The 15,998-nt window shown below is 49.9% G+C and carries 13 protein-coding genes, 1 pseudogene and 1 riboswitch; of the genes and pseudogenes, 10 read left to right on the top strand and 4 right to left on the bottom strand.

The annotated features are described in order from the left end of the window. Positions 1 to 125 precede the first annotated feature (125 nt). Both fdhF and V1499_RS17135 read left to right on the top strand, forming a co-directional pair. Entirely contained in the window at positions 126 to 3,083 is a 2,958-nt protein-coding gene (gene fdhF / locus V1499_RS17140) for a formate dehydrogenase subunit alpha (RefSeq protein WP_409271051.1), read from the top strand. Beyond that, positions 3,076 to 3,618, top strand: a complete 543-nt coding sequence (locus V1499_RS17135; protein WP_409271050.1) for a DUF1641 domain-containing protein — start codon at positions 3,076 to 3,078, stop codon at positions 3,616 to 3,618. The genes fdhF and V1499_RS17135 overlap by 8 nt, the downstream gene beginning before the upstream one ends. Before the next feature lie 171 nt (positions 3,619 to 3,789). Here V1499_RS17135 and V1499_RS17130 read toward each other — a convergent pair whose 3' ends face one another. The 3 genes from V1499_RS17130 to V1499_RS17120 all read right to left on the bottom strand — a co-directional run bounded on the left by V1499_RS17130 (position 3,790) and on the right by V1499_RS17120 (position 5,052). Further along, positions 3,790 to 4,026, bottom strand: a complete 237-nt coding sequence (locus V1499_RS17130; RefSeq protein ID WP_409271049.1) for a hypothetical protein — start codon at positions 4,024 to 4,026, stop codon at positions 3,790 to 3,792. Positions 4,027 to 4,236: 210 nt separating this feature from the next. Beyond that, the gene (locus V1499_RS17125; RefSeq protein ID WP_409271048.1) at positions 4,237 to 4,731 is read right to left on the bottom strand and encodes a CotD family spore coat protein; all 495 of its coding nucleotides are present in this window, start codon (positions 4,729 to 4,731) and stop codon (positions 4,237 to 4,239) included. Positions 4,732 to 4,821: 90 nt separating this feature from the next. After that, the gene (locus V1499_RS17120) at positions 4,822 to 5,052 is read right to left on the bottom strand and encodes an excisionase family DNA-binding protein (RefSeq protein WP_409271047.1); all 231 of its coding nucleotides are present in this window, start codon (positions 5,050 to 5,052) and stop codon (positions 4,822 to 4,824) included. Between the two features lie 264 nt (positions 5,053 to 5,316). On the opposite strand from V1499_RS17120, the gene V1499_RS17115 reads away from it, so the two are divergent. From V1499_RS17115 to V1499_RS17080, 8 genes and pseudogenes are all read left to right on the top strand, one after another. Continuing rightward, the gene (locus V1499_RS17115; protein ID WP_409271046.1) at positions 5,317 to 6,519 is read left to right on the top strand and encodes an MFS transporter; all 1,203 of its coding nucleotides are present in this window, start codon (positions 5,317 to 5,319) and stop codon (positions 6,517 to 6,519) included. Positions 6,520 to 6,571: 52 nt separating this feature from the next. Then, positions 6,572 to 7,648, top strand: a complete 1,077-nt coding sequence (locus tag V1499_RS17110; protein WP_409271045.1) for an AbrB family transcriptional regulator — start codon at positions 6,572 to 6,574, stop codon at positions 7,646 to 7,648. 81 nt (positions 7,649 to 7,729) lie between these two features. Beyond that, positions 7,730 to 7,917, top strand: a riboswitch (cobalamin riboswitch). A 120-nt stretch (positions 7,918 to 8,037) separates the two neighbouring features. Continuing rightward, positions 8,038 to 9,792 carry a DUF4430 domain-containing protein gene (locus V1499_RS17105; RefSeq protein WP_409271044.1) on the top strand — a complete coding sequence of 585 codons (1,755 nt, stop codon included), beginning with the start codon at positions 8,038 to 8,040 and terminating at the stop codon, positions 9,790 to 9,792. Between the two features lie 81 nt (positions 9,793 to 9,873). After that, positions 9,874 to 10,770, top strand: coding sequence for a DUF4430 domain-containing protein (locus V1499_RS17100; RefSeq protein WP_409271043.1), 897 nt, complete (start codon positions 9,874 to 9,876; stop codon positions 10,768 to 10,770). After that, entirely contained in the window at positions 10,734 to 11,633 is a 900-nt protein-coding gene (locus tag V1499_RS17095; protein WP_409271042.1) for an energy-coupling factor transporter transmembrane component T, read from the top strand. The genes V1499_RS17100 and V1499_RS17095 overlap by 37 nt, the downstream gene beginning before the upstream one ends. Further along, a complete protein-coding gene (locus V1499_RS17090; protein WP_409271041.1) occupies positions 11,615 to 13,213 on the top strand; it encodes an ABC transporter ATP-binding protein in 1,599 nt (532 codons plus the stop codon). The genes V1499_RS17095 and V1499_RS17090 overlap by 19 nt, the downstream gene beginning before the upstream one ends. Positions 13,214 to 13,242: 29 nt before the next feature. Next, positions 13,243 to 13,947, top strand: coding sequence for an ECF transporter S component (locus V1499_RS17085; protein ID WP_409271040.1), 705 nt, complete (start codon positions 13,243 to 13,245; stop codon positions 13,945 to 13,947). Between the two features lie 263 nt (positions 13,948 to 14,210). Continuing rightward, positions 14,211 to 15,029, top strand: a pseudogene (locus V1499_RS17080) (formate/nitrite transporter family protein). Positions 15,030 to 15,134: 105 nt separating this feature from the next. Here V1499_RS17080 and V1499_RS17075 read toward each other — a convergent pair. Beyond that, complete coding sequence (locus V1499_RS17075; protein ID WP_409271039.1) at positions 15,135 to 15,755, bottom strand: LysE family translocator; 621 nt, start codon at positions 15,753 to 15,755, stop codon at positions 15,135 to 15,137. Between the last annotated feature and the right edge of the window lie 243 nt (positions 15,756 to 15,998).

Below are 15,998 nucleotides of genomic sequence, written 5' to 3'. Positions count from 1 at the left end.
TACAAATCACCATCTTCCCAAAATGAAAACCTCCCTACTAGTGTTTTAGTTTTAAGGTATTAAGGGTAGGGGAATAGGAGTGGGTTTTTAACAAAGTAAATTTCAAGTTGGAAAGGGTGGGTGTTTTGCCTGGGAAGATCAACGTCACAATCAATGGGGTAGTTGCCGAAGCCGAGGGCAGCCAATCCGTCCTTCAGTACTTATCGGATCGTTCAATTGAAATCCCTCAAGTATGCTACCATCCGAGCCTTGGGCCGATTGAGACATGCGATACATGCATTGTCGAAGTCAACGGGGAACTAGTCCGCTCCTGTTCAACGGACCTGAAGGATGGGGATGTCATTAATACAGTTTCCCCTGATGTGAAAAAAGCGCAGACGATGGCGATGGATAAAATCCTTTATAACCACGAGCTCTACTGTACGGTCTGTGATTACAACAATGGGACGTGCGAAGTTCATAACACCGTTAAGGCAATGAAGATTAACCATCAAAGCATTCCGTTCGACCACAAACCGTATGAGGAGGATAATTCGCATCCTTTTTACCGGTATGACCCTGACCAGTGCATCCTGTGCGGCCGATGTGTAGAAGCGTGCCAGAACGTCCAGGTCACGGAGACGCTCAGAATTGACTGGGAACGGGAACGGCCACGGGTCATCTGGGATGATGATGTCCCAATCAATGAATCATCGTGCGTTTCCTGCGGGCATTGTTCAACCGTTTGCCCATGCAATGCGATGATGGAAAAAGGAATGGTTGGCGAGGCGGGCTTCCTGACAGGCATTGCTAAGGAAACCCTCCGTCCGATGATTGACATAACGAAAGGCGTCGAAACAGGCTATGGTTCCATCCTCGCCATTTCCGATATGGAATCCGCGATACGGGATGAACGGATTAAAAAGACGAAAACAGTCTGTACGTACTGTGGTGTCGGCTGCAGCTTTGAGGTTTGGACGAAAGATCGGAAAATACTTAAGGTTGAGCCAAAAGTGGAAGCACCTGCCAATGGAATTTCCACTTGCGTAAAAGGGAAATTTGGCTGGGACTTCGTAAACAGCGAAGAGCGTCTGACAAAGCCGCTGATCCGCGAAGGCGATACCTTCCGTGAGGCGAGCTGGGACGAAGCACTAGCCCTTGTTGCGAATAAATTCACTGAAATCAAAAACACATACGGTCCGGAGTCAATGGGATTCATTACTTCATCGAAATGTACGAATGAAGAATCATTCCTGATGCAAAAATTGGCTAGACAGATAATTGGAACGAACAACGTCGACAACTGTTCGCGCTATTGCCAGACGCCGGCGACAGTCGGCTTGTTCCGAACAGTCGGGTATGGCGGCGATGCGGGCTCAATTGAGGATATCGGATCAGCAGGCCTCGTCCTGATTGTCGGCTCCAATACATCGGAAGCCCATCCGGTCCTAGCCACCCGTGTGAAAAGGGCCCACAAGCTGAAAGGGCAGAAATTGATTGTCGCCGATTTGCGCAAGGATGAAATGGCTGAAAGGGCGGATCTTTTTATCAGGCCAAAAGCGGGATCGGACCTTGTCTGGCTGTCCGCTGTGACTAAATACATCATTGATATGGGTTGGGCGGATGAAGAATTCCTTGCAAGCCGCGTGAACAATGTACCGGAATACATTGAGAGCCTGAAGCCATTCACGCTCGGCTATGCGGAGGAAGCAACCGGCATCCCGAAGGAAAGCCTCATTCAGGTGGCAACAATGATCGCCGAAGCAAAAAGCGCTTGCGTTCTTTGGGCGATGGGCGTTACCCAGCATATCGGCGGAAGCGATACAAGTACGGCGATTTCCAACCTACTTCTTGTAACAGGGAACTACGGGAAGCCTGGGGCAGGAGCGTATCCTCTCAGGGGGCATAACAACGTCCAGGGAGCGAGCGACATGGGCAGCGCGCCTAATTATCTTCCCGGATATCAGCATGTCGAGGATGAAGAAGCACGAAGGAAATTCGAGCGGGCTTGGGGCGTAAACCTTAAGCCAGAACCAGGCATCAACAACCATGACATGATTGAGGCAATCCACCATAAGCAACTCCGCTCGCTTTACATCAAGGGTGAAGAGATGGGCCTTGTCGACTCCAACATCAACCACGTGCACGCCGCATTTGAAAAACTTGACTTTTTTGTCGTCCAGGATGTTTTCTTCTCAAGGACGGCGCAATTCGCGGATGTCGTCCTGCCTGCATGCCCAAGCTTTGAAAAAGAAGGAACGTTTACAAATACGGAACGGAGAATTCAGCGCCTCTATAAGGTATTAGAGCCGCTTGGAGAGTCGAAGCCTGATTGGGAGATCATCCAGGAAATCGCGATCCGCCTCGGGGCAGGATGGAATTACAGCCACCCATCCGAAATTATGGATGAAATCGCGATGCTTACGCCCATTTATTCCGGCGTCACGTACGAAAGACTGGAGGGCTTCAAAAGCCTCCTATGGCCTGTCGCACCTGATGGCACCGACATGCCGCTCCTATACACGGAAAGGTTCCCGTTCCCGGACGGCAAAGCGCGTCTCCATCCGGTCACATGGTCCGTGCCGACTGAATTCGGCGAGGAATACGACATACAAGTCAACAATGGCCGCCTGCTTGAACATTTCCATGAGGGGAACCTCACTTATAAGTCGAAGGGGATTTCTTCGAAAACACCGGGCGTCTTCTTGGAAGTATCACCTGAACTTGCCAAAGAGCGAGGCATCATGGACGGCACGCTTGTCCGCCTGACATCTCCGTACGGAAACGTGAAAGTCCGCTGTGTTGTGACCGACAGGGTACAGGGCAAGGAGGTATACTTGCCGATGAACGACTCCGGGGATGCCGCAATCAACCTGCTTACGAGCAGCTATGCCGATAAGGACACTGACACGCCAGCCTACAAAGAAACGAAGGCAAAGCTTGAAATCCTCCAATATGAAGGAATCAACCCGCTGCCATCCATCAACCACAGGTATGGAAACCCGCAACCACAAATGGGCGTGGAGGTCCAGAAGAAATGGGCCCGCAAGGATTATGTATTTCCTGGCGACGCTGTGAGAAAGGGGCAGAAGCAGCATGGCTAAAGCAATTAAACAAATCAAAAGGATTGAAATAACCGAGGAGCAAAAGCGGAAAAAGGATCTCCTTGAGGTAGAGGAAGCTCTTTTAAAAAACAAAGACGCCATCCTTGAAACGCTTGAAGTACTCGGCCACATGAAGGAGCGGGGGGTATTAAGCCTTGCCTCCGCCCTGTTTGGCCAGGGAGACAAAGTCTTGCACACCCTTGTCAAAGCCGCCGATAAGCCTGAAGCTACGAATACACTGAAAAACCTTCTATTGCTAGTCGGGGTTCTTGGCACGCTGAATGTCAGCCAGCTTGAACCCATGCTCCTAAAATTGAATTCTGGCATCGCCCGGGTCGCAAAATACCGGGATAATCAGGACGAAATCGGTTATTTTGACCTGTTCCGATCCCTGAAGGATCCTGAAGTCAACAATGCAATTGGCCTTTTGTTTGAATTCCTTAAAGGAATGGGAGAGGATACTTCCGATCTTGAGCGGAATACCCAATTGCCTGAAGATCAGGCTTTGCATAAAGTACCGCATCATAGCGGCTGATAGTCATAGTATTTGCTAGGAAAGGAGTCACCGAGGATGGAGCCAATCGGATTTATCCGCAATAGCTCTATCAATGTCTACACCAATCCGGAGCGTGTGACCGCATAAAGGATAGTCCGGTGAACAAAAACCGCTACATGATAAAATCCCATCCGGCTGACTGGATGGGATTTAGTCGATTTCACGGTATTGAACAATATGAAAAAAAGATCCCTCTTCAAGAAGGCTATCAGCCGCAGGTCCATCCGTGTCCGGAACAATGACGAAGATGTCCCCATTTTTCCAGCCGGAGCTTCGGCGGAGCACTTTGTACAGCAAGTCTCCAGCAATTTCCATGCTGGATGCCTCAAGCGTGCCTAGCTTAACATGTTTTCTTTCGCCGGATGCTTTATAGATGGAAAATTTCATGGCCAATCTCCTTCCTTTGTTCAATATTCCCCCTCGCGGAAAAGATAAACCGGATGGTTTTGGCTATACTTTACGCTGGCAGACTTACTTGAAACTTGCAGGTTTGCACCGTCCAATCTATCCTGGTAAAAATCGACACTATCCCATACATAGACATTTTGTAAATAAAGCAGGGGACAGGAATTCCTGTCCCCCAAACCGCATAGGCAATTACCTGCCGCAGCCTTTCTTATAGCCGCCCATTGGCATTCCGGAATAAGCACCGGCAACTCCCGGCGCTCCCATCACGTTTGGCCCTGCCATGATGTTTGGAGCTGCCATCATGTTTGGCGAAGCGAAAGCGCCTGCGACGCTAGGTGCCGGTCCCATCATGCCTGGTCCCATCATGCCTGGTCCCATCATCCCTGGCCCCATCATACCTGGAGCACCCATGCCTGGTCCCATCATGCCTGGCGCAAAAGCGCCAGCGACAGTCGGAGCGGGCGGAGGACCCGGCACCGGTCCAAGATCGGTAACGGAAGCCTCATTTACAAAGGATTCGGTGTGCGTAAAGTGGTGCGTATTTTCGATATTCGTGTGGTGTACGTTGGTTGTGTGCGATGGATGGACATGCGGCTGGATCACATTCTCAAAAGAATTCGTCACGCAGCACTGCGTTGGATGGACAATTGCAGGCAAAACCTGTGTTGGTCGCGGACAATACATTTATATTCCCCTCTCTTGTAGTATTGGTACATTATCAGAGTATGAAGGAAACTGTACTCTTGTACTGAGGCAGGTACCTAATTTTGCCTGTTAATCCTCATCCTTAACATCCGGGTCTTCCGGAATCGGTTCGTTTCTCCATTCCTCGATTAGCTTTTTGGCTAGCTCGACATGGTCGAAATGGTTTTTGAATTGCTCCCTGTTTATCACATATTGCTCGCCGTCAAATACGGCGCGGATTCGTTTTTGGGCAACCATTTCCCTAATATAATGTTCCGGGAGAGATAAATACTCGGCGGTTTCCTTTATCGTCAAATACATGGCATATTCTCCTTAAATTTAGCTTGTTGAAGAAGGATGTTGTTTTCCGGTTTTTTGTGAAACCTTTTTACATGGTTGATAGCATGAATATTTTGTTAAGCCGGTCCCCGGGCTGATAACCGCTGGCGAAAAAATACTCCGGCACCCGAACTTTTTGTTCTTCCTTTTACAGGTAATGAGTTAAAATAGGAAGGGTAAAAAGCGATTCGGTAAAAACGAAAGAAAGTTATAAAAACAGTATACATAAAAGAGAGGGGAGCTGGAATGGGATTGGGACAGGAAAGAATAGCTGCCCGTGAAGAATCGGGCAAGAAGGGCAAAATTTGGACGAGGGATTTCATCCTGGTCTGCTTTGCCAATATGTTTATTTTTATTGGATTTCAAATGACTTTGCCCACGATTCCCCTATTTGTCGAACACCTCGGCGGGAATGACCAGATGATTGGATTCGTTGTTGGGGCATTCACCCTTTCAGCGCTTCTAATCCGCCCCTACGCAGGCAGGGCGCTTGAGTCAAAAGGCAGAAAGTTCGTTTATTTGACCGGATTGGCTATTTTTGTCCTTTCGGTCGGTTCGTTCGGCTTTGTGGGGGGAATTGCGTTTCTGTTCCTGTTACGATTTATCCAGGGAGTTGGATGGGGCTTTTCGACAACAGCTTCCGGAACAATCGCTACCGATTTGATTCCTCCTGAACGGAGGGGTGAAGGAATGGGCTACTATGGCTTGTCGGGGAATATCGCATTGGCGGTCGGGCCGTCGCTTGGCCTAATCCTTGCCGGTATATTGAACTTCCAGCAGCTCTTTTTAATTTGCGCCGGCCTTGGCCTTGCCGCCTTGATGCTATCTTCTGTTATTCGATACAAAAAGGTGGAAGCGGTCCAGAAAGCTACCGCACTTAAATGGGACTTTTATGAAAAGAGCGCATTGCAGCCGTCCATCCTGCTCTTTTTCATGACTGTTACATTCGGGGGAACCGCGTCTTTCCTTCCGCTTTACACCACCCAAAAGGAGATTCCTGGCATTCAATGGTACTTTCTGATTTATGCTTTGGCCCTTTTGGTGACACGGGCATTTGCCGGACAGATTTATGACAAAAAAGGCCATAGGGCGATTTTTATTCCGGGGGCCTTACTGATTTTTTTCGCGATGCTGCTTTTATTCTGGCTTCCAAACAAGGAAAGTTTATTTTTGGCGGCGGCGCTGTATGGCTTTGGCTTTGGTACAATCCAGCCAGGGCTTCAGGCGTGGGCAATCGAGAAGTCGCCGAAGAACCGGAGGGGGATGGCCACCGCAACCTTCTTTTCCTTTTTTGACCTCGGTGTTGGTGTTGGCGCGCTGCTGTTTGGCCAAATCGGCCATATCTTTGGGTACGGGAGCATTTATCTTGCCTCCGGGATATCAGTATTTATTTCAATTCTTTATTACCTCGTTCTTTTAAAAAATGAAGGCAGGGAGCGAATGGCTTAAACCTGAAAAAGCCATTCCGACAGGAGGCCGCCGTTATGAGGATAGATAAAAAATGGTGAAGGTATCGGATTTGAAAGCTTTTTTATTCACTTTATTCCTCGCCTTATTTGGCGGTGCCCTTTTTGAATTTCTGGGCTTGCCCGTGCCCTGGCTGCTTGGACCGATGGCTGCTTCCCTTGCAGCTTCCATTTCCGGGAAGGCGTCCTTGGAATGGCCGGTGAAAATTCGCGATGCGGCGCTTATCATCGTCGGGTATTCAATCGGCCTTTCTTTTACGAAACCTGCCTTATTGCAAATTATCGCGCATTTCCCGTCAATTATGCTGATGACATTCATTTTGATCGGGTACTGCGCCGTTATGGCCATGGCAGTGGCCAGGCTTTCCGGGCTCGATTACCGGACGGCTTTGCTTGGAAGCATACCGGGAGGGCTTTCACAAATGATTGCCCTTTCAGAGGAAATCAAGGGGACGGACAGCTCGGCGGTAATAATCTTCCAGGTGTTCCGCGTGCTCATGATCATTTTTCTCGTTCCTTTCACAGTTCTTTATCCGTTTTCCGGAAGCACGGCGGATTCTGTTATTCAGACAGCCTCCTATGCAAACCTGTTTCCCGGAATCCTGATCTTCGCCCCGCTGGCGGTTGTTTTTGCGGTCTTGGGGAAAAAGCTTGGGATGCCGACCGCGTTCCTGACTGGGCCAATCATCATCACGGCCGTTTTAACCGTTTCCGGAGTCGATGGGCCAGTGCTTCCGGGAGCAGTCATGGACGTATCACAGCTGATGATCGGGACGTATATCGGGCTCATGTTCAAGCCAGGAAGCATTGCAAGGAACGGAAAACTCCTTCCATTCGCCGTAGGGTCGAGCGTCGTTCTCCTCGCGGGATCGGCTGGATTGGCCCTTCTTTTGAAAAACTCATACGGGCTGACGTTTACGACCAGCTATCTAAGTATGGCGCCGGGCGGAATGGACCAAATGGGCATCATCGCCCACGAGACTGGGGCGGATTTATCGATTGTCGCCGGGTACCAGCTGTTCAGGGTTTTCTTCATCTTCTTCGCGATGCCTTATTTGCTCAAGGGATTGTTCGGCTTAATGGGCAGGAGGGAAATGAACAGGCAGCGCTAACTTACCAAAGGGGTGGGAAAGAAGAGCAGGTTAAATATCTATACAAATCACGAAGACTATTTGTATAATGGAATGGACATAAAAAATACCTTTAAAACAGGTGCTGGCAATTCTGTTTGTCAGCTTAAAAGGGAAGTTTGGTGAAAAGCCAACGCGGTCCCGCCACTGTAAATGCGAGCAACCTATACTTTGCCACTGCCCAAGGGGCGGGAAGGCATAGGGAGCGATGACCATGAGCCAGGAGACCTGCCTGTTTACACGCACCTTTAGCCTACGCGGATAGGAGGGTGTTAAGCCTGGCTTTTTATACTTTTGCCTGCTTAACGATGAACCTCCTCCTTCACAGGGGGATTTTTTTATGCGTAAAAAAGAATAGGGAGAGAAAGAGAATGGTTAGAAATCAGTATGTGAAGCTCGTGCTTGCATGGATGCTCGTGTTTACTATGTTTGCCGGGGGACTTGGGCAGAAGGCGGCTGCGGCGGCCGTTACCGTAACGGTGAAGGTTCTGGGAGAAAAGGGGGCGGTCCTTTCCGAAAAGCAGGCAGAGATTGGGGAAACAGACACAGCGTTCGACGCCTTAGCCAAGGCTGCCGGTACTGACGCGGTCAAGTTCGAGCAATACAGCTTTGGGAAAATGATTACAGAGATAAGCGGATTGGCCGCGACAGATACAGTTTACTGGGGATTTTACATAAATGGCATTTCAGCGATGACCGGCGCCGACTCGTATAAGCCACAGGCTGGCGATACCCTGACGTTCCGGTATGAGTCGGAACCTCCAGCGGGAAAAGTAAATCTTGTTATAAAGGGAAAAGACAATGAGCCGAAGGAATTCAAAGATATTGCTTTCATTGATAAGCCAAATGCATTCCAGCTCCTTCAGACTGTTGCCGGGCAGGAAAATGTCTCTTATGTGCAATACGACTTCGGAAAAATGATTTCTTCCATTTATGGCCTTGAGGCGACAAACACAAGCTTTTGGGGCTTTTACGTCAATGGAGAGTCCCAGATGGTCGGTGCGGAAAGCTACCCGTTGAAAAACGGCGAGACGATAGCATTTAACTATGACACCTTTACTCCTCCAGCCGAAGAGCCTGGAAAGAGCGAGACTGAAAAAGATGTCGATGTTTATCCGGCGGACAAGTTTGCTGGCGATTTGAATGGGACGCTTGAGCATGTTTTAAAAAATAACCAGCTCGGGGAATGGGAAGCCATCGCCCTGAAACAAGCAGGAAAGCCAATCCCCGCAGATTACCTGAAGGAAGTCGCGAAAAAGGTAGCGGACAGGAAAGGCCAGTTTAGAAATATAACAGATTATGAGCGGTACACCCTCGGCATCCTCGCGGCAGGGGGCAATCCCGAAAATTTTGCGGGATACAACCTGGTGGAGGGCATCTACAATGGCGATTTTACAAGGCAGGGTTTAAACGGGGCTGCATACGGCCTTATTGCCCTCAATAGCGCAGGCTTTTCCATTCCCGTGGATGCTAAATGGAATCAGGAAAAGCTGAAGGCTCATCTTATCGCGAACCAGGGCGGCGATGGCGGCTGGGGCCTTGACTTGGAGGCAGGAAGCGATCCGGATACGACGGCAATGGTGCTAACGGCATTAAGCCCGTACAAAGATGAAGAAGCAGTAAAACCGGCAATCGAAAAAGGGCTTGCCTATTTGAAACAGCTATTTGCCGCTGGCAAGGTTGACAGCAGTCCCGCCACCGCACAGGCAGTCATTGCCCTTTCAGCTTTGGGGCTCGATGCCAATACCGGCATCATCACAGCGGACGGAAAGACGTTGCTCGGCTATCTGGCGTCGTTCAGGCAACCAGAGGGCGGATTCGCCTGGAAAGCGGGAGACGAAGCGGATCCCCTTTCGACAGCTCAAGGGGTTCAGGCACTGGTTGCCTACCAGCTTTACAAGGATGGCAAGGGTTCCCTTTACACATTCGCGGTTGACCCATCAGCTGGCGAAAATCCCGCTATTGAACAAAACGTTAATGAAACCGGTAAGGAAGGCGCTGGAAAAGAAGATGGACACCGCTTGCCGGATACGGCTACAAATGGATACACCATGATTGCAATCGGCATGTTCTTACTGGCTTCGGGAGGAATGCTGTTGGCCGTGGCGAGGAGGAAACGCGCCTAAAGCGTTGCTCAAAACACCGGGCAGCCTTAAAATGGCTGCCGGCCACGTGGCAAGATTAAATAGAGGACAGGAGGAATGGCAATGAGACGTAAATTCATCATAAGGCGGCTGCTTGCTTTTTCATTGCTAGCCGCCCTTGTGCTAGGAGGATGCGGTACAAACCCTGAGCCTTCGGAATCGAAACAAAAGAACGGCCAACCTGAAACGGTTTTAACGACTGAGGAGAAGGCAGGGGAAAAGGCGGATGAAACCTCGTCCGCCGCCCAGCCCGCAGATGCTGCAACTGTCGCAGCCGGAAAGGACGGAAATGAAGCTAATGTTTCCAAAGGCAGCACTTCCGCGGCATCTTCGGATCCGGGAAGCTCCGGTAAAGCATCAGAGGGCAATGGATCATCCAGCAATACAGCCGGGAGTGGAAACTCCACAACTACCTCAGGAAAGGCTGGCTCAGGTAATTCAGCTTCTTCCGGGACGACCTCCTCCAAAGGCGGTTCCGGTTCTTCAAGCAGCACAGCCTCCTCAGGCAGTACGGCTTCCCCGGGAAGTACGCCATCGTCAGGAAGTACAGCTTCCACCGGCGGAACGGGATCTTCTGGAACAAATGGCGGTAGCCAGCCATCAAAGCCAGTCCAAAAAGCTGAGCCCGCCGCTTCGGCGTCCATTTCGATTAAAGGCCCAGATGACGCTGGTATGATTCTTGGAGTAACAACAGTTGACATTAAGGATGGGGATACCGTGCTTGATGTACTCTTAAGGGCCGCTGGGAAAAAGGGGATAGACGTCGATTACACAGGAAGCGGCCCGACAGCGTATGTTGCGGGGATCGCCAATTACTATGAACGTGATTATGGCTCGAGGAGCGGCTGGGTTTCCAAAAAGAATGGCAAGAACCTTGAAAAAGGCGCCGGCATTGTGAAAGTTTCAAATGGCGACAGGATTGAGTGGGTCTACACCGAAGACTTCCTGAAAAAAGAATGAACAGGCTCCATCCTTTAACCGCGTTTAGCTACTATGCCGGAGCACTGGCAATTCTGCTTATTTTTCAGCATCCCGTATTTCTTTTCGCGGGCTTTTCTATCATCGTGTTTGTGAATTTTGTCCAAGATCGCTGCAGAAGCCTGCGGCGATGGCTTTTTTTTATGCTGATAAGCGGGGCTCTCTTATTCGTTGTAAATCCCCTTTTCAATGAAAGGGGACGCCATGTCCTTTTTGAATGGGCTAGCCACCGAGTCACGCTGGAGGCGGTTTTGCTCGGCGGAATGGCGGCGCTATCGGTCATGGGTATTATCGCCTTGTTCGTTTCCTACAATGAGATTATGACTCCGAACAAGCTGCTGTTCCTTTTTTCAAAAATCATGCCGCAATTCGCGGTCCTTCTTATGCTAACACTCCGCTTCATCCCGCTGATGAGGATTAGGCTCGGGGAAATAGCCGCCGTCCAGGCAAGCAAGGGAATAACGGTTACGTCGGGAACGATAAGGGAGCGCGCCAAAAACGGCATGCTTTACATTCAGACACTGCTTGTCTTTTCACTTGAGGAGGCAATCCAGACCGCGGACTCAATGAAGGCACGTGCATATGGGACCGGGCGAAGGTCAGCCTACCACCACTTCCGCTTCAGGGAACTGGATTGGCTGGCGTTCTGTTTACTTGTCCCCGCTTTTGTTTTTGCTGTTTATGGACGAATAAAAGGGTGGGGAACGCTTGCCGTTTATCCAATCATGGAGGGCGTGGGCCTGCCGGGCGCGGAAACAGGCTTGCTGATAGCCATGATTTGTTTTGTTGGCTTTCCGGCAATTATTGAACTGAAAGGGGCTTTCCGTTGGTATACATCGAACTGAACAACGTTACATTTACGTACCCGGAAGCCCCCGGACCCGCGCTTTCCTCGGCTAGCCTTTCAATCGGCATGGGGGAGTTCGTCGTCCTGTTCGGCCCGTCCGGTTCCGGTAAAAGCACGCTGCTTAGGCTTTTAAAAGAAGAAATTCGCCCTCATGGAAAACTTGATGGGACGATAACTACAGGGGGGTCTGGTCCGGCCGAAACAGGTTTCGTCTTTCAGGACCCGGAAAACCAGATTGTCGCAGACGACCCGCTCCATGAGATGGTTTTCGGACTAGAAAACCGCGGCCTCCCGACCAATGAAATGCGGAGCCGGGTTGCCGAAATCGTCAGCTTTTTTGGGGCAGAAACGATTTTACATAAAAAAATGCATGAGCTGTCAGGGGGACGGAAGCAGCAAATGAACCTTGCTTCCGTCTTGTTGATGCAGCCGGATATCCTGCTACTTGACGAGCCTGCTTCCCAGCTTGATCCGGTTAGCACGCGTGAATTGTTTGACATGCTGAAACGGCTGAACGAGGAATTCGGGATGACCATCATCCTTGCCGAGCACCGCCTGGATGACGCGATTGCGCTTGCCGACAGGGTTGTGATGCTTGAAGGGGGCCGGGTTGTCCAGGACGGGCCGCCGCGGCTCATCATGCGTAGGCTATGGGGTACGAATTCCGAAGCCTTTATCCCCAGCATTCCCGCGTTGTTTTTGCGGGAGGAAAAAGAAACCCCGCTGGACATGCTGCCCCTTTCCATAAAGGAAGGGCGGAGCAGGCTTGACTTGCTTGGGCCGCGGGCTGTAGAAACAGGCCTTGAAGAGGGGAAACCCCTTCAAATAGGGGAGGTTCTTCTATCCGCGAAAAACCTTGGCTTCCGTTATGAAAAGAAAAATGGCCCTGTAATTGAAGATTTCAAGCTTGAGCTTAAAAGAGGTGAGCTTTATGCACTATTAGGTGGTAATGGCTCCGGGAAGTCAACCTTGCTTAAATTGCTGTCCAATGTACTAATGCCCTTTGAAGGGAAGATCTCTTTTAAAGACAGGCCGTTCAAAAAGTTGAATCCACAGGATCTTGCAGGAAAGATTGCCTATTTGCCGCAAAACCCCCGGCTGTTTTTCCTTCATGACAGTGTAGCGGGCGAAATTGACGCAGCTTGCCTAAAATGGGGTGTGGACCGTGCGGAAGCGGACCGGCTCGTACATGAATTCGGTCTAGAAAGCCTTCTTAACCGCCATCCGTATGACCTGAGTGGCGGAGAGCTCCAAAAGGCCGCCTTTCTTTGCCTGTTTCTCAGGAAACCGGATGTTTTCCTGTTGGATGAACCGACAAAAGGACTCGACCCGATTTCGAAAAAGAACCTCGGTTCAATTTTGCAAAGAGTAAGGGAAAGCGGTTCGGCAATTCTTATGGCGACGCATGATATCGAATTCGCCGCAAAATACGCAACCCGGTGTGGCATGCTGTTTCAGGGGAATATAACTTCGGAAGATTTGCCTGAAAGCTTTTTTAAAGGAAATTTCTTTTACACGACAATGGCCAGGCGCCTGTTCAGGAGCTTGGATAAGCCTGGGAAAAAGGCAGAGAGATGAACATGGCACATTGGGAGGGGAGGCAGGGCATGGTTCGATGGAAAAAAGCAGTTATAGCCATGGTCCCGGCAATCATGCTGGCCCTCCTTTTCTATGCCGCGGCAAAGGCGGAGGCGTTTATGTGGGCAAGTGTCGGCTTTGCCGCTTTGGCGTTCATTTACCTCCTCGTCCGGTTTGAACGGAGGAAAATTGAAGCGAGGGAATTGGTCCTCCTTGCGGTACTCGCTGCAATCGCGGCAGTCGGAAGGATTCCGTTCGCAAGCATACCGGGGGTCCAGCCAACTACGTTTGTGATTATCATGACCGGCCTTGTATTCGGTGCCGAAAGCGGCTTTTTGGTTGGGGCGGTGGCCGCTCTTGCCTCGAACATGATCCTTGGCCAGGGGCCGTGGACGCCGTGGCAGATGGCCGCATGGGGACTTGTTGGGCTGACGGCAGGCTTATTTCGGAAAACCCACTTGATGGATAACCGATGGGGCAGAATAGCTTTCGGATTCGCATGGGGCTTTTTGTTCGGGTGGATTATGAATATTTGGGGATTGCTGGCGTTTGCCCAATCCGGAGGCGAAGTTAGCCCAGCTTCAATCGCAACGTATTTTGCCGCAAGCGCGCTTTTTGATTTCTTGCATGCATGCTCGAATGTATTTTTCCTGTTGCTGTTTGCCGATGTGTGGCTGAAAAGCCTGAGCCGGTTCAAGCGGAAATATGGTCTCCTTGAAAGGAATGAAGGGTGAAGGAATCAGGCTGGCATTTTTTATGTTAAATGACAGGGTGGACGTTTAACACCACGAGGACATGTACCCCGGGAAAGGCAAAAGGCAGCCTTCCCTGTGATGATTAGTCTCGGAAGCTTTCCTCTTGGATTGAAAACCAACAGCCACATTTAACTAAGCTTTTTTTGAAAAATGTTCACAGGCCTGATGTGAATAATAGTGTAAAATGGAGGAAGAAGAATTGTGAAACCAATCACAATTAATACTTGAAGGGTCGCGGTCATATGTCTTCCTCCTATTCCAAGCCTGAAGAAATCATGGACATCACTGTTCAAAACGGCGTCAAAAAAACAGGCTATTCCTTTAAAACCTCAATGATTCTTGGTTTCCAGGCCGGGGCGTTCATCGCGCTCGGCTATTTGTTGTCAATCCGGATCACAGCACCGCTTACCGGCGATATAGCCGGAATCGGCACGTTCCTCGGAGCAGCCGTTTTTCCAATCGGCTTGATTCTCACGCTTATTGCCGGCGGTGAGCTGCTGACAGGAAATATGATGGCTGTCCCGCTTGCGGCGTTCGCGCGTAAGATTTCCGTCCGCGCTATCATGCAAAATTGGGTGATTATCACACTATAAAACTTTATCGGCGCCCTGTTTGTCGCCTACGCTTTCGGGCATATAGCCGGACTCACTTCATCTGGAATATTCCTCGAAAAAACAGTCAGTATTGCGGGGCACAAGCTTGAGGCGACGTTCCTTGAAGCGTTTGTCTCGGGGATTGGCTGCAACTGGCTAGTCGCGGCGGCTGTCTGGCTCTCCTACGGCGCGAAGGACATTATCGGAAAAATTGCCGGCATTTGGTTCCCGACAATGACGTTTGTAGCCATCGGATTCCAGCATGTCGTTGCCAACATGTTTGTCATTCCGGCAGCGATCTTCGAGGGGCATTTTACATGGGGGCAATACGTTGCCAATTTTATCCCGGTATTTTTGGGAAATGCCGTGGGCGGCGCCGTGTTTATTGCGATGGCTTACTGGATCGCCTTCCGTAAGCCCAAAGTAAAGTCCAATACCCCTGTCATTTATTTAAAAGTAAAAGGTTGAAAAGAAGCCGTCGGCATAAGCTGGCGGCTTAAACATTGCATTGAACGATAAAACAAAATCCATTGATAAGAAGAGAATCTTTTTACATAAAAATATATCCCGCGCCTAATCCTGCGTCTGGAGCGCCAGCTTAAGCCCCAGGCCAATATAGACAAGCCCTACAGCTTTCCCCATCCACTTTGATGCCGGTCCAGGTTTGGCGAAGAATTTGCTGCCAATGGAGCTCGTCAGGAACACGAGGGAGGTTGTGTACAGAATCCCCATTACAACAAAGGTCAGGCCAAGTATCAGAAGCTGGATTGTAACCGGCGGGCCGTCAGACCGCACAAATTGCGGCAAAAACGCAAGGAAGAACAAAGATGTTTTCGGATTCAGCAGTTCAATCAGCAGCGCCTGGCGGAACGACGGGATTCCAGTTGGAAGCAAGGGCTTTTTTGCCGGCTTCGGTTCCTTTTTTGACCTTTCCAAAAAAGCCATGATGCCTAAATAAATCAAATACGCCGAACCCATGTATTTAACGACCTCAAACGCAAGTGAGGAAGTCATCAAGATTGCCGACAACCCCGCAACGGCAGCGACCGTATGAATCAGGTCCCCGGCGGCAAGCCCCAATCCGGTAACAATCCCGGTCTTTATTCCCCCTTTAACTGTCTGCGATATTGTTATAAAAACCGCAGGGCCCGGAACCAGGAACAACATGAGGACAACCAAAATGAACGTCAGCACTTTTCATTCCCCCCTTTTACAGAGAATAATAGTTATCTATTCGACAAACGTATTAGCTATTTTAACACTTTAAAATGGGAATAGAAACTACTATTCTGAAATAATAAACTTCTTTTTAAAAAGAGCAAAGCCGTTTTTTGAAAAAAATGCTGCTCCTCTATTCAAACCTTCTTGTCGGGTTAAAACGCCAATAACTTGGAATAGGCAATTCCTATCTGGAAAGCTTATTTGAAAATTGCTGCC

This window comes from Neobacillus oceani, assembly GCF_046237595.1.
Taxonomy (GTDB): Bacteria; Bacillota; Bacilli; order Bacillales; family Cytobacillaceae; genus Bacillus_D; species Bacillus_D oceani.
This window is presented reverse-complemented; position numbering and strand designations above follow the sequence as displayed.

Excerpts from the sequence above, each read along its gene's own strand:
- V1499_RS17125 (WP_409271048.1), bottom strand. The coding sequence starts at position 4,731 with ATGTATTGTCCGCGACCAACACAGGTTTTGCCTGCAATTGTCCATCCA.
- V1499_RS17110 (WP_409271045.1), top strand. The coding sequence starts at position 6,572 with ATGGTGAAGGTATCGGATTTGAAAGCTTTTTTATTCACTTTATTCCTC.
- V1499_RS17100 (WP_409271043.1), top strand. The coding sequence starts at position 9,874 with ATGAGACGTAAATTCATCATAAGGCGGCTGCTTGCTTTTTCATTGCTA.
- V1499_RS17105 (WP_409271044.1), top strand. The coding sequence starts at position 8,038 with ATGGTTAGAAATCAGTATGTGAAGCTCGTGCTTGCATGGATGCTCGTG.
- V1499_RS17115 (WP_409271046.1), top strand. The coding sequence starts at position 5,317 with ATGGGATTGGGACAGGAAAGAATAGCTGCCCGTGAAGAATCGGGCAAG.
- V1499_RS17130 (WP_409271049.1), bottom strand. The coding sequence starts at position 4,026 with ATGAAATTTTCCATCTATAAAGCATCCGGCGAAAGAAAACATGTTAAG.
- V1499_RS17085 (WP_409271040.1), top strand. The coding sequence starts at position 13,243 with ATGGTTCGATGGAAAAAAGCAGTTATAGCCATGGTCCCGGCAATCATG.
- V1499_RS17135 (WP_409271050.1), top strand. The coding sequence starts at position 3,076 with ATGGCTAAAGCAATTAAACAAATCAAAAGGATTGAAATAACCGAGGAG.
- V1499_RS17120 (WP_409271047.1), bottom strand. The coding sequence starts at position 5,052 with ATGTATTTGACGATAAAGGAAACCGCCGAGTATTTATCTCTCCCGGAA.